Source organism: Rhizobium aouanii (assembly GCF_037002925.1).
Classification (GTDB): Bacteria; Pseudomonadota; Alphaproteobacteria; order Rhizobiales; family Rhizobiaceae; genus Rhizobium; species Rhizobium aouanii.
The window spans coordinates 143411-166949 of the sequence record NZ_JBAMYD010000015.1 but is presented as its reverse complement, the minus strand read 5'-3'; the positions used below and the strand labels follow the sequence as shown (position 1 = coordinate 166949).

Sequence of the window (23539 nt, the reverse complement as noted above, 5' to 3'; positions counted from 1 at the left end):
CCTGTTGAAACTTCATGTCCGAAGATAGCCATCCGAACGAACGTCATATGACGCCGAAAAAGCTGTTCTATCTCGGGCTGGGTTCCGTCGGTGTCGTCTACGGCGATATCGGCACCAGCCCGCTCTATGCCTTTCGCGAGGCGCTGAAGCCTGTGGCCCACGACGGCGTTACCCGTTTCGAGATCATCAGCCTGATTTCGCTGATGATCTGGGCTCTGACGATCATCGTCACCATCAAATATGTGCTCTTCCTGTTGCGCGCCGACAATGACGGCGAGGGCGGCACGCTGTCGCTGCTTGCCTTGCTGATGAAGACCGCCAACGGCCACACCGCCATCCTGATGTTGCTCGGCCTGATGGGTGCGGCCCTCTTCCTCGGCGACGCGATGATCACGCCGGCTCTATCCGTGCTGTCGGCCGTCGAGGGTCTGAAGCTCGTCACACCCAGGCTCTCTGAATATATCGTGCCGATCTCGGTGGTGATCCTGGCGCTGCTCTTCGTCGTGCAATCGCGCGGCACCGGCGCCGTCGCGAAGTTCTTCGGCCCGATCACCGCCGTCTGGTTCCTCGTCATGGCTGCCGCCGGCATTTCCCATATCTCGGATGATTACGGCATCCTTGCCGCCTTCAATCCCTATTATGCCGTCGCCTTCCTGCTGCATGAGGGCTTCTACGGCATTGTCGTGCTTGGCGCCGTCTTCCTGACGGTGACGGGCGCCGAGGCGCTTTATGCCGATCTCGGCCATTTCGGCCGCCGCCCGATCCAGTGGGCCTGGTTCCTGCTGGTTTTCCCGGCGTTGACGCTGAACTATCTCGGGCAGGGGGCGCTCGTTCTCGGCAATCCGATGACGATGTCCGATCCCTTCTATCTGATGTTTCCGAAATGGGCGCTGCTGCCGGTCGTCATCCTCGCGACCGCCGCGACGATCATCGCCAGCCAGGCGGTCATCACCGGCGCCTTCTCGATGGTGCGCCAGGGCATCAACCTCGGCTTTCTGCCGCGCATGGAAATCCTCTTCACCTCGGAAACCAATACCGGGCAGATCTTCGTGCCTTCGGTCAACGCCGTGCTGTTCATCGGCGTCATTTTCCTGGTGCTGAGTTTCAAGACATCGGACGCGCTGGCGACCGCCTACGGCATCTCCGTCACCGGCGCCATGGTCGTCACCTCGATCATGGCTTTCGAATTCGTCCGCGCCCGCTGGAACTGGTCGCTGCCGGTTGCGGTGATCGCGCTCGCGCCGCTGGTCGTGCTCGAAATGATCTTCCTCGGCGCCAATCTTTTGAAGATCCACGACGGCGGCTATATCCCGATCCTGATCGCCACGGCCTTTACCGTCGTCATGTGGACCTGGCGTCGCGGCACCGCGATCCTGATGGAAAAGACCCGCCACACCGATATTCCGCTCGCCTCCTTCGTCAGCTCGATCGAGCGCAAGAGCGAACATTCGCCGGCCCAGGTTCCGGGCACCGCGATCTTCCTGACCAGCGATCCGGAATCCGCGCCCGCTGCCTTGCTGCACAATCTCAAGCACAACCACGTGCTTCACGACCGCAACGTCATACTGACGATCCGCACGATCAACAAACCGCGCGTGCCGAGCCACGACCGCTACAGGGTCGAGCAGATTTCCGAGCGCTTCTCCCGCGTCGAGCTGCTCTTCGGCTTCATGGAATCGCAGAACGTCTCGCAGGCCTTGGCGACATTGCGCAAGACAGGACTGAAGTTCGACATCATGTCGACCTCCTTCTATCTCGGCCGCCGCAAGCTGGTGCCGGACGCCAAATCTGGCATGCCCTACTGGCAGGATCGGCTGTACATCGCGCTCGCCAACGCCGCCGCCAACCCCTCGGATTACTTCCGCCTGCCGGCGAACCGGGTGGTGGAACTGGGCTCGCACGTTATAATTTGATGCGTTGAAAGAGGGGCGCTTGCTTCGGCCCTAGCTCAGCGATGTTTCGGGAACTTCGGCCTTCGCGATAAAGACCCCGCCCCAAACCCCTCCCCACAAGGGGGAGGGGCTTAACTTGCCGCTCCGACGCTTCCCACTTCATCGCTTCATCCGCAGAACGGCTGATGTTTGTTGCGTCGAGCGCCGCACATTAGTCCCTCCCCTTGTGGGGAGGGGTTGGGGAGGGGCTTTTCACAAAGCTGCGACACACCTCATCCCACGAAATTATCCCTCACATTAGAACATCCAAAACTTCTCACGGTCACATTTCGGTACGGCCTGTTAACCGGACATCAAGGTTAATGCGGGATTTTTAATGGAATGTTCCCGCGTTCCATGCCCGGAGTCCGTGTTGCGTCGAAAGAGCCCTTCCCGTAGCAAGCTGCGTCTTATTCCCGAGAATTGGGTGTCGCCCGTAATCTTCGGTCTCGCCGGCTGGCTGTTTTTCCCGAGCGCCGCATCTCATGCCGATCTCGCCGCCATGCTCGCCGGCCTCGATCATGAGGGGGAGAACTGGCGCATGGTGCTGACCAATTCGCCGGCCGGCTCCATCCACCAGGCTGAACTCGCCTTTCCCGAGCCGACGGTGACCGGTTCGATCTCCGCCGGTGCCGGCATGGTGCTGCCCGACGGCCGCAAGGTCGCCTTCACTGCCAAGAACAAAGGCCACGAGGACACGCCGGACGAGGATCGCGTCAACCGCGGCACCAAGAAGGGCCGCGTCGTCGCCGTCGAGAAGATGCAGCCGCCGAAGGACTTTTCAGCCGGCTCCATCCTCGAGCGCACCAAGATGCTCTTCACCCCGAGCTTCGATCTCAAGGACCGGTCGGCTTTCGTCAAGCCGAAGATCCAGGGCAAGGAAATCGAGATCGCCACATCTTTCTATAAGACGCAGCCTGCGGTGACCGATAATGGCGTGCCGGCAATGCTCGCAAGCCTGGTCACCAGCAACAAGGCCGATGTTCTGGCCACCGCCTATGCACCGGCCACACCCGACTATGCCCGCCAGTCGCCCTTCGATTCTATCCTGACCGAACAGGACAGCGGCCGCTTCGTTCCGGAGATCGGCCCGCGCGATCATGCCTGGGCCGCAAGCGTGCTGGCGCCGAGCGTCTTTTCCGCCCGCGAACAGCAGTGCCTTGCCTCCGGCATCTATTTCGAGGCGCGGGGAGAATCGGTGAAGGGCCAGGCGGCCGTCGCCCAGGTCATCCTCAACCGCGTCCGCAACCCTTCCTATCCGAAGACCATCTGCGGCGTCGTCTATCAGAACGAGGATTGGCGCAACCGCTGCCAGTTTTCCTTCGCCTGCGACAGCATCAAGGACAGGGTGAACTCGGAATATCACTGGCGAGTCGCCCGCGACGTTGCGATGGCGGTGACATCAGGCAAGATCTGGCTGCCGCAGGTGGGTTCGGCGACGCACTATCATGCCGTCTATGTCAGACCGAAATGGGCAAAGACCATGGAAAAGGTCGGCCGCATCGGTCTTCATGTGTTCTATCGCACCTATGGCGGCGGCTGGAGCTGAGATAAATCGCCAGGGCAAGCCGATTTCCGGCCCGGAAAAGCGGATTCTTTCCGTCGAATTTGCGCGATCGACCCGGAGTCGATTTATCTCTTTGATTTGATGGAATTATTTTCTCGCTGGACAGAAGCTGTCTACGCCTTGACTATGCTAATCCCTAAAACTATGTTGCGCGCGACTTCAGAACGGGCCGGAAGGGTCTCAACCTTCGCGTCCGGGGTCCGAATGACCGGGGTAGCGGGAGTGCGGGCGACGGGCAGGCGAGGAGGGATCCATGGCGGATGACCGCGAGGAAAGTCTTGAGAAGCGCCGTGCGCAATTGGAAGCGAAACTCGCGACCAAGCGCGTCGAGACGGGACAGGACGAGGCTAGGGAAGCCCGCGCCGAGGTAAGCCGCAAAGGTTATGCCCAGGCGATGAAGCTCTCCAGCGAGTTCATTTCCGCAATCGTCGTCGGTGCCGTCCTTGGCTATGTCCTCGACCGTTTTGTTGGCACGGCGCCTTGGGGTTTGATTGTTCTTCTGCTTCTCGGATTTTGTGCCGGCGTTCTGAACGTCCTGCGTTCTGCGGGGGTGGTGGCCCATCCCCTGGATGACGACAAGAAATAAGGACCGGTTCCGGTCCAGTGCAATGACCCCGCGTCCTGCGGGCCAAAGAGAGAGAACAAGCGGTGTCTAACGATCCGACTCATCAGTTCCTGATCCAGAAGATTGTGCCGATCGAAATCGGCGGAATTGATTTTTCGTTCACCAATGCATCGCTCTTCATGGCCGTTTCAGCTGCCGCTGCTGCAGGCTTCCTCTATTTCTCGACCTCGAACCGCGCCATCGTGCCGGGCCGTTCGCAGTCGGTCGCCGAAATGTCCTACGAATTCATCGCCAACATGCTGAAGGAAGGCGCTGGCAAGCAGGGAATGAAATTCTTCCCGCTGGTCTTCTCGCTCTTCATGTTCGTCCTGACGGCCAACCTGCTCGGCATGTTCCCGTATTTCTTCACGGTGACGAGCCAGATCATCGTCACCTTCGCGCTCGCAATTTTGGTTATCGGTACGGTTCTCGTCTACGGTTTCTATAAGCACGGCTTCCACTTCCTGAATGTCTTCGTGCCCTCGGGCGTGCCGGGCATTCTGCTGCCGCTGGTCGTCACGATCGAAATCATCTCCTTCCTGTCGCGACCGATTTCGCTGTCGGTTCGTCTTTTCGCCAACATGCTCGCCGGTCACATCACGCTCAAAGTGTTCGCAGGCTTCGTCGCCTCGCTCGGAACCATGGGTGCTCTCGGTATCGGCGGCGCCGTTCTTCCCCTCATCATGACCGTCGCCCTGACCGGTCTCGAGTTCCTCGTCGCCTTCCTCCAGGCTTACGTCTTTGCGGTGCTGACTTGCATGTACCTCAACGATGCAATCCATCCGGGCGGGCACTAAGGATAACGACATCGACGTCAATGGGCGTCAGTCATTCGCCGCAACAACCATTTCAAAGGAGTTCAACATGGAAGCGGAAGCAGCAAAGTACATCGGTGCAGGCCTGGCTTGCTTTGGTATGGCCGGTACGGCTCTCGGCCTCGGCAATATTTTCGGCAGCTACCTCTCCGGCGCACTGCGCAATCCGTCTGCCGCTGACAGCCAGTTCGGCCGTCTGGTATTCGGCTTCGCCGTTACGGAAGCTCTGGGCATCTTCTCGCTGCTCGTCGCTCTCCTCCTCCTCTTCGCCGTCTGATATCGGCGAATAGATGGATCACGGCCTGCGACCGCAAGCCGTGATCCTTTGCATTTGCAGTCCACCTGGAGGTGAGCATGTTTTTTGTGACCCCGGCTTACGCTGAGGAAGCACCGGCGGCAGCGACGGGTACGGATGCGCACGCCGCTCCGGCCGCAGGCGAGGTCCATACCGAGACTGGTGTTGCCGAAGGCGAACACGCCCGCGGCCCTTTTCCGCCTTTCGATTCGACGACCTACGCGTCCCAGCTGCTCTGGCTGGTGATCACGTTCGGCGTCTTCTATTTGCTCATGCAAAAGGTCATCGCGCCGCGCATCGGGACCATCCTCGATCAGCGTCACACGCGCATTTCCCAGGATCTGGAAGAGGCAGGCCGCCTGAAGGGCGAAGCCGACGCCGCCGTCCAGACCTATGAAGGTGAACTGGCCGCTGCCCGCGCCAAATCCAACGCGATCGGCTCCGCCGCACGCGACGCCGCCAAGGCCAAGGCCGAAGAGGAACGCCGCTCTGTCGAGGCGAGCCTTTCGGAAAAGATTAAGGCTGCCGAGCTGCGTATCGGCGAGATCAAGGCCAAGGCCTTCGCCGACGTCGGCACCATTGCCGAGGAAACGGCGGCTGCCGTTGTCGATCAGCTGATCGGCGGCACCGTCGCCAAGGCCGATGTCGCCGCCGCCGTCGCGGCTGCCAAGAAGGAGGCTTGATCGATGGAATTTCTTGATGCGACTTTCTTCGCCTTTGTCGGCCTCGTCCTCTTCCTGGCGCTGGTCGTTTACCTGAAGGTTCCGGGCATGATGGCACGGTCGCTCGACGACCGCGCCGACCAGATCCGCAACGAGTTGGCCGAAGCCAAGCGTCTGCGCGAGGAGGCCCAACACCTGCTCGCCGAATACCAGCGCAAGCGCAAGGAAGCGGAAGCCGAAGCGGCCCACATCGTTGCCGCCGCCGAGCGCGAAGCCGAAATGCTGACCGCCGAAGCGAAGAAGAAGACGGAAGAATTCGTCGCCAACCGCACGGCGCTGTCCGAGCAGAAGATCAAGCAGGCCGAGGTCGAGGCGATGAAGGCGGTGCGTTCCGCTGCCGTCGATCTCGCCATCGCGGCTGCTGAAACCGTGCTTGCCAAGCGGGCCGACACCAAGATCCAGTCCGAGCTCTTCGGCAATGCCGTCGGCCAGGTCAAGACGCGGCTGAACTGAACTGCTTCCAAAAGATTGAGAGAAAAGGCCGGGTATGTCCCGGCCTTTTCTTTTGCTGATTACTCGGTCTCGTGCCGAGGATCCTCTGCAATCGACGGCATATGTTCGGTCAATCCCGCTGCGGTCCGGTGCCTTCACCCAGCGTCAGCCCCTCATCCGGCTGCCGCCACCTTCTCCCCGCAGGCGGGGAGAAGGGGATATGCGGCGGGCCTCTCCGTCCCCCGCCTACCTCTCGCAGGGCACGTCCCCTCGCCCCGTTTACGGGGAGAGGGTTAGGGTGAGGGGCAGCCTTCGGTGTGAACCGGACAGTATTGGGACAAGCTCGCGCAAATCCCGATCTTTTGAATAACCTATTCGGAAAGCAGCTCGTCCGTCTCAGGACCGTTCTCGGTCTTGCGCAACGGCCTGAAGCTCATCCGGTGCAGCGAGCAGGGGCCGTGTCTCTCGATACCGGCCCGGTGCTGCGCCGTGCCGTAGCCCACATGCGCCGCAAAGCCGTAGTCCGGAAACACGCTATGGGCCCGCGCCATCATCCGGTCGCGCGTCACCTTGGCGACGATCGAGGCGGCGGCGATCGAGACCGAGCGGGCATCGCCCTTGACCACGGCCTGTCCGGGGCAGTCAAGGCCGGGCGGCACGTCGAGCCCGTCGGTCAGCACGTAGCTGGCCGGAATGGCGAGGCTGCAGATGGCCCGGCGCATGGCGTCGAGACTTGCCTTGCGGATATCCGTCTCGTCGATGCGCGTCGAGCTCGAGGAGGCGATGGAGACGGTCGCGGTCGCCAGAATCTGCACGAACAGTTCCTCGCGCCGTTGCGCCGAAAGCTGCTTGGAATCGTTCAGACCCTCAGGGATGCGCCGGGGATCAAGGATGACGGCGGCCGCCACGACGGGTCCCGCCAGCGGCCCGCGGCCAGCCTCGTCGGCGCCGGCGACCGGCCAGTGGCCCGCCTTGCGGGCTTTGAGTTCCAGTCGGAAATCCGGCACGAGCGGAGCCGTGTCGAAAAGCAGGGGAGAATCGGGTGGCGTGCGAGGTTTCATGCGGCTGAACCTCGCACGCCAACCCGATTTCCCGCAAGTCCCCGGATCAGGGCGGCGGCCGGGGACCGGTCCGGCGGATGGTGGCGGTCAGGGCCATCCGCGGGAATTGCGCTCGGGCTCGAAAACAGGGCGGTTTTGTCGAGATGCCGATGCGCAAGCTTGAAGCAATTCCAGGAAAAGTGCGAAGCGGTTTTCCGTCCGGAATTGCGTAAAAAATAAAATGTCAGAGCAGCGACAGCTGTACGCCGCTGCCATCCGGCGGCACGAACAGATCATCGCGCAGCGGCACGCTGCGGCGCGTCAGCTCGAAACGTCGGGCGGCCATTTCAAAGCGCCGGGCGATCTGCCAGGCATAGGGACCGGCGCCCTTCATGCGCTTGCCGAATTCGGCATCGTAATCCTTGCCGCCGCGCATCGAGCGCACCAGCGACATCACATGCCGGTAACGATCGGGGTAATGCTGCAGCAGCCAATCGCGAAACAGCGGGCTGACCTCGAGCGGCAGCCTGAGGATGACATAGCTGGCCTCCGCAGCACCGGCAGCCTTGGCCGATTCGAGGATGCGCTCCAGCTCGTGGTCGTTCAGCGCCGGGATGAGCGGAGCGGCCATCACAGCCGTCTGGATGCCTGCTTCGGCAAGGGTGCGGATCGTCTCCAGCCGCCGCGGCGGCGTGGCGGCACGCGGCTCCATCGTCCGGGCAAGCTTGCGATCCAGCGTGGTCACCGAGATGCCGACGCGCACCAGGTTCTTAGCCGCCATCTCCTGCAGGATGTCGAGATCTCGCAGGATCATCGCCGACTTGGTGACGATCGATACCGGATGGTTCGCCTTGTTCAATACCTCGAGAATGCCGCGCATGATGCGCCATTCCTTCTCGATCGGCTGATAGGGATCGGTATTGGTGCCGATCGCGATCACCCGCACCTTGTAGCCCGGCTTGGCGAGCTCCCGCTCCAGCAGTTTTGCCGCATCGGGTTTGGCAAAGAGCTTCGTCTCGAAATCGAGCCCCGCAGAAAGCCCCATATAGGCGTGTGTCGGCCGGGCGAAACAATAGATGCATCCGTGCTCGCAGCCGCGATAGGGATTGATCGAGCGGTCGAAGGAAAGGTCCGGCGATTCGTTGCGGGTGATGGCCGTGCGCGGCTTCTCGACCTGCACTTCCGTCTTGAAAGGCGGCAGCTCTTCCCAAGTCTGCCAGCCATCGTCGACGGTCTCCCGCTGCAGTGGCTCGAACCGACCTGTCGGGTTCAGTCCCGCCCCACGCCCACGCCGTCGGTCGACCTCGATTCTCAGGCCGGAGGACACGATCATCGCATCGGCAATATCTGCCGTATTGGCAGGCGCGAATGCGGCCTGCCCTGCCAGGGACTGCTCTCTCATCGGATTCTCCCGCGGCGGAAAGCCATCGCCTCCGCCCGTTTTGCTGATTAAATTCCTATCCGTAAAACGAGAACAAAGCAAGAACAAAATAAGGAAAACGTTGCTGGCAAAATTTTGTGCGGCGCATTATAAATAGTCAATGTTGACGGTTGTTCTCGAATGTCAGGATCAGGAATCTGAGCTGGCACAGACCTTATCGGTATTGGTGGCAGGCGCGGTGGAGGGGCTGGTGAGCGATGTGGTCGTGCTCGATCACGGCTCGCGCGACGGCACCTCGCGGGTGGCCGACGCCGCCGGCTGCCGCTTCCATTCGCAGTGGGATATCAAGGACATCGTCCGCGCAGCGCGCGGCGAATGGCTGCTCTTCGTCGAGCCGGGCGCCAGACCCCAGGCCGGCTGGATCGATGAGATCGCCGAATATGTCGCACTGAACAAGCTGCCGGCGCGCTTTACCGCTTCGCGTGGCTATAGGCGCCCGTTCTTCCAGCGTGTCGGCCGTGCCGTGCCGCCGCTGGAGCTTGGTTTGCTGATGCCGAAGAAGCTGGCACTCGCCACCGCCAAAAGCGGCATGCGGCTCACCGAATTCGTCAAGGGCCAGAAGCCGCGTCGGCTGGCGAGTGAACTCATTCCCTCCTGGGTCGCTCGCGCTGCGCGATAGGGCTCTCGATCGCCTGCGCAAAAGATGGCGCCCAATAGGATTTCGCGCTATAATTAGCGCATGGCGCCGTCGAAGCGCCTCGCTTCGCAACGGAATGGCCATGGAATGCCGGTGAACGGCAGAACAGGTCAGCGAAAATCTCCTCTTCTGCCGGGTTCCCGGCGAAAGGAGGTGCGTCATGGCACGCGGTATGATCTACGGCGTACGCGGTATGATCTACGGCCTCATGGCCGTCATATTGCCGACATTGGTGATCGCGCATCCGCATTCGGCAGCATCGCAGATGATGCGCAGTTGCGCAGGCCGACCCGAAATCGTCAATTTCCTAGACAAGAACTTCGCCGAAAAGCTCACGGCGGTCGGACTGATCAACCAGAACGCCGTTCTCGAGGTCTATGCCGCCGAAAGCGGCACCTGGACACTCATTATCACGGATGTTCACGGCATAAGCTGCGTCCTGCTGTCGGGTGACAGCTGGGACACGATGCCCGTCCTGCCGGGCCTTGCGACATAGCGCAAGCAAATGGGTCTATTTGGTGGCACCGCGTTTCAGGTGCTCGTCCAGACGCGGCATGATCTCGACGAAATTGCACGGCACGCTGCGATAGTCGAGCTGTCCTTTCAGAATGCCGTCCCAGGCATCCCGGCAGGCGCCGGGCGAACCCGGCAGCACGAAGATGAAGGTGGCGTTGGCAACACCTGCCGTGGCGCGCGACTGGATCGTCGCCGTGCCGATCTTCTCGTAGGAGATCCGGTGGAAGATGGCGGAAAAGCCGTCCATCCGCTTTTCGAACAAAGGCTCCAGCGCCTCGGGCGTCACATCGCGGCCGGTAAAGCCGGTGCCGCCTGTGGTGATGACGACGTCTATGTCTTCTCTCTCAGTCCAGGCCGTCACCTGCGCGGCAATCTTTTCGCGATCATCGGGCACGATCGCCCGGTCGACCAGCCTATGCCCCGCCTCCGTGATCCGCGCCGCCAGCGTGTCGCCTGACTTGTCCGTCTCCGGCGTGCGGGTATCCGAGACCGTGAGAACCGCAATGCCGACCGCGATGAAGGGCCGCTTTTCGTCCAGACCTGCCATCATGCGCCTCCCGAAACCGTTTCCGTCGCCTGGAAATACCAGCCAGGGCGCTTGTCGTGAAGAGCTGCCGCCGCATCTTCGGCAGCAGTCATGCTCGCAAAGATGCCGAAGCAGGTGGCGCCGGAACCGGACATGCGGGTCAACAGCGCACCGTGAGCGTGCAGCATCGCCGAGATCTCCGAAATCTCGGGCACGAGTTCGCGCGCCGGTGGCTCCAGGTCGTTGCGGGCCGCAGCAATCGCCGCGAGCCAGTCGGCAGTCTGAGACGGGCTCTGTGCCAGGCTCAGGGCCGGATTGTTCTTTGTCGCCAGCCGGCGGAAAACCTCAGGCGTCGAGACGCCCTTCAGCGGATTGGCGAGCACCATGGCAAAGGTCGGAAGCTGAGGCACGGGTTCGATCTTTTCGCCGATGCCGCGGGCAATCAGCGGCCGGCTCTCCAGGCACATCGGCACGTCGGCGCCGAGCCTCAGGGCCAGCGCGGCAAGCGTCTCCGCCGATAATGTCGTGCCCCAGAGCCGCATCAGCCCGCGCAGCGTTGCTGCCGCATCGGCCGAGCCACCGCCGATGCCGGAGGCGATCGGCAGGTTCTTTTCGAGATGGATGCGGACGGGAAAGGCGAGGGGACCGATTGCCGCGCGCAGGAGGTCGCGGGCCTTCAGCACCAGGTTGGTGCCGCCGTCGCCGGCAAGTACCTCACCGAAACGGCCCGACAGGGTGAATCTGTCGGCCGGCGCCCGCATGAAGCCCAGCCGGTCGCCATGATCTGCGAAGGTCACCAGCATATCGAGCAGATGATAGCCATCCGGCCGCTGGCCCGTCACATGCAGGGCCAGGTTGATTTTCGCGCGCGCTTCCTCGGTGATGCTGGAGCATGATGCCGAAAAGTGTGAGCGGTTTTCGGACGACATCATGCTCTATTTCTTTGATCTGAATCCAGCCAAGCCCCATCCGGCATGGTTTCCAGCATGGCCCGTCAGGATTTCTTGTCGACCGGCGGCGGGGTGACGGGCGCCGGATCCGGCTGCTTCTTATCGGCCGCCTTGGCATCGTCACTGATGGGAGGCAGGCCATTGGCGACCTTGTCCTTGATCTTCGGGATCTCGGCAGCTTCAGGCTCGGAGGCGAGCGCCCGATTCCACTGGTAGACGGCCTCGAGCTTGCGCCCGACGCGCCAGTAGGCATCGCCGAGATGGTCGTTGATCGTTGCGTCGCCGGCCTTGATCTGTGCGGCCCGCTCCAGCTCGTCGACGGCTTCGTCGAAGCGGTTGAGGCGGAAATAGGCCCAGCCGAGCGAATCGATGATGTAGCCGTCGTCAGGGCGAAGATCGACGGCCTTCTTGATCATGCCGAGACCTTCGTCGAGGTTCCGGTTCATGTCGATCCAGGAATAGCCGAGGTAGTTCAGCACCTGCGGCTGGTCGGGATTGAGCTCCAGCGCCTTGCGGAAATTCGGTTCCGCCTGGTCCCACTTCTTCAGCCGCTCATAGGCAATGCCGCGCTGGAAGAAGACGCTCCAGTTGGCGCGGCCGGGGATGGGGCCGATCACTTCGACGGCCTTGTCGTAATTCGTGGCCATCGCCTGGTAGTCCCTGGCGTCGGAGAGCACGCTGCCATAGGCGAGGTAACTGCGAATGTCCTTCGGGTCGGAGGCGATCAGCGCCTGCAGATGCTTGCGCGCCTCATCCACCTTGCCGCCCTGGGCAAGGGCAAGGCCGAGCTGCAGCTCGGAGATGCGCCGCATCGGCGAATTCTCCGGCACCTTCTTGTAGAGCGCGATGGCGCGGTCCATCTGGTTCTGCTTCTCGGCAATGCCGCCGAGCAGCACCAGCGTATCGGCGCTGTTCGGATCGAGGGCCTTGGCCGTCTGCAGGTAAAGCGAGACGATATCCTCGGCCCCGTCGCGGTTCAGCGCGCCGCCGACCGAAAAGAGCACGCCGGCGGCACCTTCTTCAGCCGTCTTGACCTGCTGTTCCTGCTTCTCGTTCTTTTCGATACTGTCGCGCAGCGCGTTCAGCGGCGCATAGTTCGGCAACAGGTTGTCGCCGACGGAAACGGCGTCGAGCGCCTTCTGCTTGTTGCCTTGTGTTGCTTCGAGACGGGCAAGCGCCATCACCGCGCGCATGAAGGTGTCGGGCGCCGTTGCGCCCCCCTCCTTGTCGAGTACGGCATCGTTCAGATGCTTTCGGGCGGATTTCACGTCGCCGGTGACGATGGCGATCGCCCCGGCATTGTAATTCTGGAAGATGCGGAACCAGTCCGGCCCCTTCATCTTCTCGACCATCGTGAGCGCTTCCTTGCCGCGGCCGGCGCCGACGCGGGCCCAGGCGAGCAGCAGGTCGTTCATCATCCGGTCGAGATCGTTCGGCCCCTTATATTTCAGGATGGCCTCGGCGGACTTGAAGTCGTCGCGGCGCACGGCATCCATGCCGCGCACGATCGTGGTGATGCGCTCGACGGAAGGATCGCCCTTCAGGTCGTTGGCATATTTGACGCCGTCCTTGATATCGCCATTGAGCAGCAGCGAGATCATCAGCCGCTGGCGAATCTCCGGATTGCCGGGCTCGATCTGCAGCGCCTTCTTGTAGAGTTCGATCGCCGTTTCATAGTCATGATCGACATCGGCCGTGCGCGCGGCGAGAAAGGCGCCGGAGAAAGTGGTGACGCTGTCCGCATCGAAGTGAACGGCCGTGCCGGCATCGTCTGTCTTGGCCGCATCCTCGGCGTTCGCGCCGCCGACACCGCTGAGCGAAAGGACAGCGGCCAGCGCTGCGCTCGTAAGAAGACGGATGGCAATTCTCTGCCGCATTAGGAAACCTTTCTTCGACAGCGTCCCGACAAATGGTGCCGGCCGCAAAATCAGTTGCGATCACTGATTCATAACAGGATGGCTTTTTTGAAGCGGTGCTGCAAGAAAATCAGCCTACGATCAAGGACGTTTGATCAATTGACGCGCTCGATGCAGAAGTCGATCACTTCCATCAGGGCGGATTTCCAGACCGTATCGGGAAGGGGCGCAAGCGCATCGCGCGCGATCGTGCCGTAATGGATCGCGCGGCCGATCGTGTCGCTCAGCGTGCCGTATTTGGTGATCAGCCCCAGCGCTTTTTCGAGGTTGGCGTCGGTGCTGTTGCCGGCCTCGATCGCATCGCGCCAGAAGGCGCGCTCATCCGCGGTGCCGCGGCGATAGGCGAGAATCACCGGCAGGGTGATCTTGCCCTCGCGGAAATCGTCTCCGACATTCTTGCCGAGATCGGCCGCCTTGCCGCCGTAGTCGAGCGCATCGTCGACCAACTGGAAGGCGAGCCCGAGATTCATGCCATAGGATTTCAGCGCATTGCGGCCGGACCGGCCGGCCTCGGCGACGATCGGCCCGACTTCGGCGGCGGCGGCAAAGAGAGCCGCCGTCTTGGCGCGGATGACCGAGAGATAATCGTCCTCCGTCGTCTCCATGTTCTTGGCGACGGAAAGCTGCAGCACCTCGCCTTCGGCGATCACGCAGGCGGCGGAAGACAGGACGTCCAGCGCATCGAGCGAGCCGACATCGACCATCATGCGGAAGGCCTGGCCGAGCAGGAAATCGCCGACCAGCACGCTTGCCTGGTTGCCCCAGATCATTCGCGCCGTCGATTTGCCGCGGCGCAGATCGCTTTCGTCGACGACGTCGTCATGGAGCAGCGTTGCCGTATGCATGAACTCGACCGATGTGGCGAGCTTGACGTGGTTTTCGCCCCTGTAGTCAAACAGCGATGCGGAAGCCAGCGTCAGCATCGGCCGCAGCCGCTTGCCGCCGGACGAGATGAGATGGTTCGCCACTTCGGGGATCATCTGCACATCGGAGCCGGCCTTGGAGAGAATGAGCTGGTTTACTCGCTCCATATCCGCCCTGGTGAGATCGACCAGCGGCTTTATGGATGCCAGTTTGTTTTTGCTTTCTTCAAGCGGTATGACCACGCCCAACGACCCGGACTCCTATTCATTCATTGCATCTGACAATAGAAAGGGGCGATGGACGCGGCAAGGGGTGAATTGTCGCGCTGAGCGAAATTGGAAGGAAAACGACGGCAAATGCATGAGCTTATCCGCGCCAACGACCCCGTTCTTCTCTCTTATGCCGAGAGTTTGATGAAGGATGCTGGGATTCACTGCTTCATAGCCGATCAGGGCATGAGCGTGCTGGAAGGCTCGCTCGGCATGCTGTCGCGCCGCCTGCTGGTGGATGAAGAGATGGCCGATCAGGCGCGCCGCATCCTCACCGATGCCGGTCTCGGCGGCGAGCTGCGCGAACGGAAGTGAGCTTCGATGACCGCCACTGACACTGTCGATGCCTTTCATCGCGGCGGCTTCCATGTGGTGCAGCCTAAGGGCAGGGGCCATCGCTCCGGCATGGATGCGATGCTGCTTGCGGCGCTCGTCGCCGACGATCGTCCGGTCAGGGTTGCCGATCTCGGCGCCGGCGCCGGTGCTGCCGGCCTTGCCGTCGCCTCCCGTCTTGCCGATGCGGAAGTGGTGCTTTTCGAACGCTCGGCCGAGATGGCCGGTTATGCCCGCCGCAGCATCCTGTTGCCCGACAATGCCCATATCGCCGGCCGCGTCAGCGTCGTCGAGGCCGATGTGACGCTGACCGCCAAGGCGCGCAACGATGCGGGGCTCACCGATGAGAGCTTCCACCACGTCATCATGAACCCGCCCTTCAACGACGCCGGCGACCGGCGCACGCCGGATGCGCTGAAGGCCGAAGCCCATGCGATGACTGACGGCCTGTTCGAAAGCTGGATCCGTACCGCCGGCGCCATCATGATCCCAGGCGGACAGTTGTCGCTGATCGCCAGGCCCCAGTCGATTGCCGAGATCATCGACGCCTGCGGCCGGCGCTTCGGCGGCATCGAGATCACCGCCATCCATCCGCGTCCGGGCGAAAATGCCGTGCGGATCCTGGTGACAGCGATCAAGGGATCGCGGGCGCGGCTATCGCTGCGTGCGGCCCTCATCATGCACGAAGAGGGGAGCCACAAGTTCTCCCCTCTCGTCGATGATTTCAACAATGGCCGGGCGGCCTATGCCAGGCTTTAGGCTGGCTTCAGACTTTTCCTGAAAATGCTTCAGCCGGTGACGAAGTCGAGGAGCAGCTTGACGTTCAGCCCGGCAATCACGATCGCGATCAGATAGGCAACCCCACTCAGCCAGCGCGGCGCCACGAGCTCGCCCATCTTGGCCTTGTTGGCGGTAAACATCACCAGCGGGAAGACGGCGAAGGAAAGCTGCAGGCTGAGCACCACCTGGGTGAGGATCAACAGCTCCGCCGTGCCCTGGTCGCCATACCAGATGGTGACGATCGCTGCCGGCACGATGGCGATGGCACGGGTAATCAGCCGGCGCACCCACGGCCTCAGCCGGATCTTGAGGAAGCCTTCCATGACGATCTGGCCGGCAAGCGTCGCCGTCACCGTCGAGTTGAGACCGCAGCAGAGAAGCGCTATGCCGAACAGCGTCGGCGCGATGGCGAGGCCGAGTAGCGGCGACAGCAGCGAATAGGCATCGCCGAGTTCGACGACGTCGGTCTTGCCGTGCGCATTGAAGGCGGCGGCCGCCAGGATCAGGATCGAGGCATTGATCAGCAGCGCGAAACAGAGCGCGACCGTCGAGTCGATCGTCGCAAAGGTCAGCGCCTCCCTCTTTTCTGCAACCGTATGGCCATAGGCCCGCGTCTGCACGATGCCGGAGTGGAGGTAGAGATTGTGCGGCATGACGGTCGCGCCGAGAATGCCGAGCGCCAGGTAGAGCATCTCGGGATTGGTGACGATCTCGGTCGTCGGGAAGAAGCCGGTGAGAACCGCGCCCCATTGCGGGTCGGCCAGCAGGATCTGCACGCCGAAGCAGACCGCGATGACGCCGAGCAGCGCGATGATGAAGGCTTCCACCCAGCGGAAGCCGAGCTTCTGCAGGAAGAGGATCACGAAGACGTCGAGCGCGGTGATCAGCACGCCGAGTTCGAGCGGGATGCCCATCAACAGGTTGAGGCCGATCGCCGTGCCGATCACCTCGGCGATATCGGTGGCGATGATGGCGATTTCCGCAAAGGCCCAGAGCGGCAGCGAGACATATTTCGGAAAGGCGTCGCGGCAGGCCTGCGCGAGGTCGCGGCCGGAGGCGATCGCGAGGCGCGCGCAGAGCGATTGCAGCACGATCGCCATCAGGTTGGAAAGCAGCGCGACGGTGAGCAGCGCATAGCCGAATTTCGAGCCGCCGGCGAGCGATGTCGCCCAGTTGCCGGGGTCCATGTAGCCGACGGCGACCATGTAGCCCGGCCCGGCGAAGGCTGCCGCCCTTCGCCACATCGAGCTGTGACGTCCGGTTCCGACGGTGCGGTAGACATCCGACAGCGATGCTTCTCCGCGTTCATGCCGCCAGCCGCTCTTTGTATTCGAATTGAGGACGTCCATGCGATTTCGACCTGTTTTATCGTGCACTGCACTATGACGAGTTAGAATGACAATGCAAGTCATTCGCAACAACAAATTCAAACCCAATGTTTTCAGGCCCAATGTTTTCAGGAACGCAGCCATTGCGTTTGTCGTTCCAGCGCATACATGGGTGACGATCGTGCGACCCGAAGCGAAGGATGGGAAATGGCCGGATTCTTGAGAAAACTGATGCCGAAACGGTTCCGCAAGGACGGCATCACCATTCCGGTCGTTCGCCTGCAGGGGGCGATCATCAGTGGCGGCGGCCAGTTCCGACCGATCCTCAACCTCGCCAATGTCTCTCCGGTTCTGGAAAAGGCCTTCGCCATGAAGGACGCACCGGCGGTCGCCATCTCCATCAATTCGCCGGGCGGCTCGCCCGTGCAGTCGCGCCTGATTTTCACCCGCATTCGCGAGCTCGCCCGCGAGAAGCAGAAGAAGGTTCTGGTCTTCGTCGAGGATGTCGCCGCCTCGGGCGGTTACATGATCGCGCTTGCCGGCGACGAGATCATCGCCGACGCCACCTCCATCGTCGGCTCGATCGGCGTCGTCTCCGGCGGTTTCGGCTTTCCCGAGCTGTTGAAGAAGATCGGCGTCGAACGCCGCGTCTATACGGCAGGCGAAAACAAGGTGATCCTCGATCCTTTTCAGCCGGAAAAGGAAAAGGATATCGAGTACCTGAAGAGCCTGCAGCTCGAAATCCATCAGGTCTTCATCGCAATGGTGCGCGAGCGTCGCGCCGGCAAGCTGAGGGACGATGCGGCGGTGTTTTCCGGCCTGTTCTGGAGCGGCACACGCGGCCTCGAACTTGGCCTGATCGACGGCCTCGGCGACATGCGCCAGGAATTGAAGCGGCGCTACGGCCAGAAGACCAAACTGGAGCTCGTCACGGCCGGCCGTGGCCTGTTCGGCCGCCGGATTCCCGGTGTATCTCCTGTGACACTCGAAGGTGCTGCATCCGGTCTCGCGACGGGGCTTGTCGAAGCGGCGGAAGAGAGAGCATTGTGGAGCCGCTTCGGGCTTTGAGAGGAGCAAGAGAGGGGCATGGCACAGCTTATCACGATCCTGATCCTGGTGTTTTCCGCTTGGTGGCTCTACCGCCGCTTCGTCTCCGATGCCCGTAAGCTTGCCGAAAAATCGCGCCGTGCCGAAAAGGAACGCCAGACCGGTGCGATCGGCACGCTGGTCAAGGACCCGGAGACGGGGGAATACCGGCTGAAGCGCGAGGGAGAATAAGACGCGTCGCCACTCATCTGCCGCTCATCCGGCATCCTAGACCCCTCCCCAACCCCTCCCCACAAGGGGGAGGGGCTTCACTTGTCGCACCCGCTTTCCAGATCTTCGACGTTTCGGGAGGAGCGAGGCGGGTGCTCCGGGTTAGTCCCTCCCCCTTGTGGGGAGGGGTTGGGGAGGGGTTTTTCTCCGCCGCAAAAGTCTTGACCCCCGCCGCCCTCCATGGCACCTGTGGCGCCGATAAATCACAAGCAATCGGTGCCGTTCGATGTCAGCTATCCCAGACCATATGAACCCGAAGCGCTCCTTCCAGGCGCTGATCCTGACCCTGCATAACTACTGGGCGGACAAGGGTTGCGCGGTGCTGCAGCCCTACGACATGGAAGTCGGCGCCGGCACCTTCCATCCGGCCACCACTCTGCGCGCTCTCGGTCCGAAGCCCTGGAAGGCGGCTTACGTCCAGCCGTCGCGGCGCCCGTCCGACGGCCGCTATGGCGAAAACCCCAACCGCCTGCAGCATTATTACCAGTACCAGGTCATCCTGAAGCCGAACCCGCCAAACCTGCAGGAGCTCTATCTCGGCTCGTTGGCGGCGATCGGTCTCGATCCGCTGCTGCACGACATCCGCTTCGTCGAAGATGACTGGGAAAGCCCCACACTCGGCGCCTGGGGCCTCGGCTGGGAGTGCTGGTGCGACGGCATGGAAGTCTCGCAGTTCACCTATTTCCAGCAGGTCTGCGGCATCGAATGCTCGCCGGTCGCTGGCGAACTGACCTATGGACTCGAACGCCTCGCCATGTATGTCCAGGGCGTCGACAATGTCTACGATCTGAACTTCAACGGCCGCGACGGCGACGAGAAGATCAGCTATGGCGACGTCTTCCTGCAGGCCGAACAGGAATATTCGCGCCACAATTTCGAATTCGCCAATACCGAGATGCTGCACCGCCATTTCGTCGATGCAGAGAAGGAATGCCGGGCGCTGCTCGATGCCGGCGCCCCCGGCGACAACGCCAACCAGCGCCTGCACAAATGCGTCTTCCCGGCCTACGACCAGTGCATCAAGGCCAGCCACGTCTTCAACCTGCTCGACGCCCGCGGCGTCATATCGGTCACCGAGCGCCAGAGCTATATCCTGCGCGTGCGCACCCTCGCCAAGGCCTGCGGCGAAGCCTTCCTGCTGACGGACGCCGGCGGTGTCAACCTCTCGAAAGAGGCGGCGTGACGCTACAGCCCGCCGGCCGTATCGTCCATATAAGCGGCTGGTCGGGCACCCGAATCCTCGGAGATGTCGACGTTTGACCGCAGCCGCCAAAACCGCTTAGTGTCCGCCCGGACATTACTTCGCTGCGGGGGATTCGCGATGTATATTGCACTTGGCGTCATCGTTCTGGTCGCGCTCTATCTCGTCTTCGTCTACAACGGCCTGGTTCGCGCGCGGCAGATGGCGGAAGAGGCCTGGTCGGGCATCGACGTGCAGCTCAAGCGCCGCGCCGACCTGATCCCGAACCTGATCGAGACGGTCAAGGGTTATGCCGCCCATGAAAAGACCACGCTCGAAGAGCTGGTTGAGCTCCGCAATAAGGCGCAGGCCGTGCCATCAGGCGATGTTGCCGGCAGGGCGCAGGCGGAAGGTCTGCTCGGTCAGGCGCTGGGCCGGGTCATCGCACTCGCCGAGGCCTATCCCGATCTCAAGGCTAACGAGAACTTTGCCGAGCTGCAGGCCTCGCTGGAAACCATGGAAGGCGAGCTGCAGATGGCCCGGCGTTATTACAACGGTGCCGCCCGCGACCTGAACGTCAAGGTCGAAAGTTTCCCGTCCAATCTCGTTGCCGGCCAGTTCGGTTTTGCCAAGCGGGAATATTTCGAAATCACCAACGAGGCCGACCGCGCCGTCCCCACCGTGAAATTCTGACGATCCGGCATTTTGCCTTTGCCAGAAAGCGACTAAGAGCAAGGGCAGATCGCGACGCGCTTTAGGGTCGCCCTATGGACGGAAGAACAGCATGACACGCACAGCCAAACTCACGATCATCCCGCCGGGCAGGCCGCTTTCGGGCCGCGCCATGCCGCCGGGCTCCAAGTCGATCACCAATCGCGCGCTTCTGCTCGCCGGCCTTGCGAAGGGCACGAGCCGACTGACCGGGGCGCTGAAGAGCGATGATACGCGTTATATGGCCGAAGCGCTGCGCGCCATGGGGGTCGCGATCGATGAGCCCGACGACACCACCTTCGTCGTTACCGGCAGCGGCAGGCTGCTGCCGCCGAAAACGCCGCTCTTCCTCGGCAATGCCGGCACGGCGACCCGCTTCCTGACGGCGGCTGCGGCTTTGGTCGACGGCACCGTCATCGTCGATGGCGACGAACATATGCGCAAGCGCCCGATCGGCCCGCTGGTCGAGGCGATGCGCACGCTCGGCATCGACGTCACCGCCGAGACCGGCTGCCCGCCGGTCACCGTCAGGGGCACCGGCCGCTTTGAGGCCGACCGAATCCTGATCGATGGCGGCCTGTCCAGCCAATATGTTTCGGCGCTCCTGATGATGGCGGCCGGCGGCGACCGTCCTGTCGATATCGAACTCGTCGGTGAGGATATCGGCGCGCTTGGCTATATCGATCTCACGACGGCGGCGATGAAGGCCTTCGGCGCCAAGGTCGAAAAGACCAGTCCCGTCACCTGGCGCGTCGAGCCGACCGGCTACCGGGCCGCCGATTTCATCGTCGAGCCGGATGCATCCGCCGCGACCTATCTCTGGGCGGCCGAAGTGCTGAGTGGTGGCAAGATCGATCTCGGCGTGCCGAACGTTGCCTTCACCCAGCCGGATGCCAAGGCCTACGAGGCGATCGCCAAATTCCCGCATCTGCCGGCTGAAATCGACGGCTCGCAGATGCAGGATGCCGTTCCGACCCTTGCCGTGCTTGCCGCGTTCAACGAGACGCCTGTTCGCTTCGTCGGCATCGCCAACCTGCGCGTCAAGGAATGCGACCGCATCCGCGCCCTGTCCACGGGGCTCAATAATATCCGCGGAGGCCTGGCCGTCGAGGACGGCGACGATCTGATCGTCCATTCCGATCCTGCTCTCGCCGGTCAGACGCTGCCGGCTGAGATCGACAGCTTCGCCGATCACCGCATCGCCATGAGTTTCGCACTCGCCGGGCTGAAGATCGACGGCATCACCATTCTCGATCCCGATTGCGTCGGCAAGACCTTCCCCGCCTATTGGCGGACGCTGGCGGCACTCGGCGTGACCTATCAGGACAAAGATTGACGAAACACGCAGCCGAGGCTGCCGGCGGGGAGACTGCGATGGGGCGTCGGTTTTTCGGATTTTGCTTTGCACTGCTCTTGATGCTGACCGCCCCACCGGCCTTTGCCGCCGAGGTGATCGACAGTTTCGCCTCCGATATCGCGCTGGAAAAGAGCGGCGCGATGTCGGTGACGGAGACGATCACCGTCAATGCCGAGGGCAATCAGATCAACCACGGCATCTTCCGTGACTTCCCGCTCTATTTCACCGATGCCGCGGGCCGTCGTCGCAGCGTTGATTTCGATATGGTCTCGGTCCAGCGCGATGGCGAGGACGAGCCCTGGCACACCGAATCCATATCTGGCGGTATCCGCATCTATGCCGGTTCTGCAGATGTGACGGTAACGCCGGGCCGTCATCGATACGTCTTCACCTACAGGACCAATCGCCAGATCCGCTATTTCGACGATCATGACGAACTCTATTGGAACGTCACCGGCAATGGCTGGATCTTCCCGATGCTTTCGGCCACGGCGACCGTGACGCTGCCGCCCGGCGTCGGCGCGACGGAGACGACCTTCTTCACCGGCCCGCAGGGCGCGACGGGAAAGAACGCCCGCGTCAACCAGACCGGCGCTGGCCTGGTCTTTTCCACCACCACGCCCCTTGGCCCCAACGAAGGGCTGACCTTTGCAATCCGCATGCCGAAAGGGTCGATCGATCCGCCGAGCGCGGACATGGAAAGCACTTGGTGGCTGAAGGACAACCGCAATTATTTCATCGGCTTCGGCGGCCTGATCCTCGTTTTCGCCTATTACACGCGCTCCTGGCTGAAGGTCGGCCGCGATCCCGCCCGTGGCGTCGTCGTGCCACGCTGGGACGCGCCGGATGGTATCTCGCCGGCGCTGGTCAACTATATCGACAATAAGGGCTTCTCCGGAGAGGGCTGGACGGCGCTGTCCGCCACCGCGCTCAATCTTGCCGTCCGCGGTTACGTCAAGCTGGAAGACCTGAAGAACTCGATCGTCATCCGCGGAACCGGCAAGCCGCTCGGCAAGGAGAAATTCCAGGCCGGCGAGATCGAATTGCTGAAGGTCGCCGGTGGCGCCGGCTCGACGCTGACGATCGACAAGGCCAATGGCGAGCGGGTGAAGTCAGTCGGCCAGGCATTCCGCTCGGCGATCGAGAAGGAGCATCGCGGCAAATATTACAATTCCAACCTGATCTATACCGCAGGCGGCATCGCGCTCAGTGCCGCGGCCCTGGTGATCCTGTTCGTTTTCGGTTCGCTGGAGCCCGACACCATCGCGGTGATGCTGATCCCGATCGTCATCTCGGTCTTCGTTTCGGTCTTCGTCGCCGGCCTCGTCAGGTCGCTGCATCGCGGCAAGTCGCTGTTCGGCAAGATCATCGCCATCATCTCCGCTGCGATCGGCGTCTTCGTCGGCATCAGCATCCTGGCGACCATGGGGTTGGCGCTTGCCTCCTCGTTGGTGGAACTGCACGAAACGCCGATGCTCTTTGCTGTCGGCGGCATCGTGCTTTTGAACATTCTCTATTTTTTCATCATGGGTGCGCCGACCCCACTCGGTGCCAAGATGATGGATGGCATAGACGGCCTGCGCCAGTATCTGACGCTTGCCGAGAAAGACCGGATGAACACGGCTGGTGCCCCGGAAATGTCGCCGCGGCATTTCGAGACGCTGCTGCCCTATGCGGTGGCGCTCGGCGTCGAAAAGCCCTGGTCGCGCACCTTCGAGACCTGGCTTGCGGCCGCTGCCGCCGGCGCGGCTGCTGCCTATGCGCCCGCCTGGTATTCCGGCAATTTCAACAGCGGCAACTTCTCCGATCGTATCGGCGGCTTTTCCTCGTCGATGGCCTCGACCATTGCGTCGACGATACCTTCACCGCCGCCGTCGAGATCATCCTCCGGTTTTTCCGGCGGCGGCTCGTCCGGCGGCGGTGGCGGAGGCGGTGGAGGCGGGGGCTGGTAAGCTTTCCTGCTTGACCTTTCGGCCCCTGGCCCTTAACCGCCAGACAGAAAAGGAAA

At 62.2% G+C, this 23539-nt stretch carries 24 protein-coding genes; 17 read left to right on the top strand and 7 right to left on the bottom strand.

The features are described from left to right. Positions 1–14 precede the first annotated feature (14 nt). The 7 genes from V8P77_RS25085 to V8P77_RS25055 all read left to right on the top strand — a co-directional run bounded on the left by V8P77_RS25085 (position 15) and on the right by V8P77_RS25055 (position 6387). A complete protein-coding gene (locus V8P77_RS25085; protein WP_335914668.1) occupies positions 15–1913 on the top strand; it encodes a potassium transporter Kup in 1899 nt (632 codons plus the stop codon). A 355-nt stretch (positions 1914–2268) separates the two neighbouring features. Further along, entirely contained in the window at positions 2269–3480 is a 1212-nt protein-coding gene (locus V8P77_RS25080; RefSeq protein ID WP_335914667.1) for a cell wall hydrolase, read from the top strand. A 271-nt stretch (positions 3481–3751) separates the two neighbouring features. Beyond that, positions 3752–4084 (top strand): AtpZ/AtpI family protein, encoded by a 333-nt coding sequence (locus V8P77_RS25075; protein WP_335914666.1) that lies wholly within the window; start codon positions 3752–3754, stop codon positions 4082–4084. Positions 4085–4146: 62 nt separating this feature from the next. Next, positions 4147–4899, top strand: a complete 753-nt coding sequence (locus V8P77_RS25070; protein ID WP_017959181.1) for a F0F1 ATP synthase subunit A — start codon at positions 4147–4149, stop codon at positions 4897–4899. Between the two features lie 67 nt (positions 4900–4966). Continuing rightward, positions 4967–5194, top strand: coding sequence for a F0F1 ATP synthase subunit C (locus V8P77_RS25065; RefSeq protein WP_003545854.1), 228 nt, complete (start codon positions 4967–4969; stop codon positions 5192–5194). 77 nt (positions 5195–5271) lie between these two features. Continuing rightward, positions 5272–5895, top strand: coding sequence for a F0F1 ATP synthase subunit B (locus V8P77_RS25060; protein WP_025393375.1), 624 nt, complete (start codon positions 5272–5274; stop codon positions 5893–5895). Between the two features lie 3 nt (positions 5896–5898). Then, positions 5899–6387, top strand: coding sequence for a F0F1 ATP synthase subunit B (locus V8P77_RS25055; protein ID WP_335914665.1), 489 nt, complete (start codon positions 5899–5901; stop codon positions 6385–6387). Positions 6388–6737: 350 nt separating this feature from the next. Here the strand turns inward: V8P77_RS25055 and rnhB are convergent, their stop codons facing one another. Together rnhB and V8P77_RS25045 are read right to left on the bottom strand one after the other, a co-directional pair. Continuing rightward, positions 6738–7427, bottom strand: coding sequence for a ribonuclease HII (gene rnhB, locus V8P77_RS25050; RefSeq protein WP_029872629.1), 690 nt, complete (start codon positions 7425–7427; stop codon positions 6738–6740). Between the two features lie 223 nt (positions 7428–7650). Further along, a complete protein-coding gene (locus V8P77_RS25045; protein WP_335914664.1) occupies positions 7651–8808 on the bottom strand; it encodes a PA0069 family radical SAM protein in 1158 nt (385 codons plus the stop codon). A 139-nt stretch (positions 8809–8947) separates the two neighbouring features. Between V8P77_RS25045 and V8P77_RS25040 the strand changes: the two genes are divergently transcribed. After that, a complete protein-coding gene (locus V8P77_RS25040) occupies positions 8948–9466 on the top strand; it encodes a glycosyltransferase family 2 protein (RefSeq protein ID WP_027666600.1) in 519 nt (172 codons plus the stop codon). A 178-nt stretch (positions 9467–9644) separates the two neighbouring features. Continuing rightward, positions 9645–9980 carry a hypothetical protein gene (locus V8P77_RS25035; RefSeq protein WP_335914663.1) on the top strand — a complete coding sequence of 112 codons (336 nt, stop codon included), beginning with the start codon at positions 9645–9647 and terminating at the stop codon, positions 9978–9980. 15 nt (positions 9981–9995) lie between these two features. On the opposite strand, the gene moaB is transcribed toward V8P77_RS25035, so the two are convergent. From moaB to V8P77_RS25015, 4 genes are all read right to left on the bottom strand, one after another. After that, entirely contained in the window at positions 9996–10547 is a 552-nt protein-coding gene (moaB, locus tag V8P77_RS25030; RefSeq protein ID WP_335914662.1) for a molybdenum cofactor biosynthesis protein B, read from the bottom strand. After that, entirely contained in the window at positions 10547–11458 is a 912-nt protein-coding gene (locus tag V8P77_RS25025; RefSeq protein ID WP_335914661.1) for a 4-(cytidine 5'-diphospho)-2-C-methyl-D-erythritol kinase, read from the bottom strand. Before V8P77_RS25025 ends, moaB begins: the two co-directional genes overlap by 1 nt. A 62-nt stretch (positions 11459–11520) precedes the next feature. After that, the gene (locus V8P77_RS25020; protein ID WP_335914660.1) at positions 11521–13353 is read right to left on the bottom strand and encodes a tetratricopeptide repeat protein; all 1833 of its coding nucleotides are present in this window, start codon (positions 13351–13353) and stop codon (positions 11521–11523) included. A 134-nt stretch (positions 13354–13487) separates the two neighbouring features. After that, the gene (locus V8P77_RS25015; RefSeq protein WP_017959192.1) at positions 13488–14504 is read right to left on the bottom strand and encodes a polyprenyl synthetase family protein; all 1017 of its coding nucleotides are present in this window, start codon (positions 14502–14504) and stop codon (positions 13488–13490) included. Positions 14505–14612: 108 nt separating this feature from the next. On the opposite strand from V8P77_RS25015, the gene V8P77_RS25010 reads away from it, so the two are divergent. Then, positions 14613–14840, top strand: a complete 228-nt coding sequence (locus V8P77_RS25010) for a putative signal transducing protein (protein WP_003545870.1) — start codon at positions 14613–14615, stop codon at positions 14838–14840. Positions 14841–14846: 6 nt separating this feature from the next. Then, positions 14847–15617: a tRNA1(Val) (adenine(37)-N6)-methyltransferase gene (locus tag V8P77_RS25005; protein ID WP_335914659.1), complete on the top strand. Its 771-nt coding sequence runs from the start codon at positions 14847–14849 to the stop codon at positions 15615–15617. A gap of 29 nt (positions 15618–15646) precedes the next feature. Here V8P77_RS25005 and V8P77_RS25000 read toward each other — a convergent pair whose 3' ends face one another. Then, positions 15647–16987, bottom strand: a complete 1341-nt coding sequence (locus V8P77_RS25000; protein ID WP_335914658.1) for an Nramp family divalent metal transporter — start codon at positions 16985–16987, stop codon at positions 15647–15649. Between the two features lie 186 nt (positions 16988–17173). Here V8P77_RS25000 and V8P77_RS24995 point away from each other — a divergent pair, with 186 nt between their 5' ends. From V8P77_RS24995 to V8P77_RS24970, 6 genes are all read left to right on the top strand, one after another. After that, entirely contained in the window at positions 17174–18034 is an 861-nt protein-coding gene (locus V8P77_RS24995) for a S49 family peptidase (RefSeq protein WP_335914657.1), read from the top strand. An 18-nt stretch (positions 18035–18052) separates the two neighbouring features. Further along, entirely contained in the window at positions 18053–18244 is a 192-nt protein-coding gene (locus V8P77_RS24990) for a membrane protein (protein ID WP_025393388.1), read from the top strand. 265 nt (positions 18245–18509) lie between these two features. Beyond that, on the top strand, positions 18510–19466 hold the full coding sequence (locus tag V8P77_RS24985) for a glycine--tRNA ligase subunit alpha (protein ID WP_011650682.1): 957 nt from the start codon (positions 18510–18512) through the stop codon (positions 19464–19466). Between the two features lie 138 nt (positions 19467–19604). Further along, on the top strand, positions 19605–20156 hold the full coding sequence (locus V8P77_RS24980; RefSeq protein WP_335914656.1) for a LemA family protein: 552 nt from the start codon (positions 19605–19607) through the stop codon (positions 20154–20156). 91 nt (positions 20157–20247) lie between these two features. Beyond that, positions 20248–21510 (top strand): 3-phosphoshikimate 1-carboxyvinyltransferase, encoded by a 1263-nt coding sequence (locus V8P77_RS24975; protein ID WP_335914655.1) that lies wholly within the window; start codon positions 20248–20250, stop codon positions 21508–21510. A 38-nt stretch (positions 21511–21548) separates the two neighbouring features. Continuing rightward, entirely contained in the window at positions 21549–23483 is a 1935-nt protein-coding gene (locus tag V8P77_RS24970; RefSeq protein ID WP_335914703.1) for a DUF2207 domain-containing protein, read from the top strand. The last annotated feature ends 56 nt before the right edge of the window (positions 23484–23539 follow it).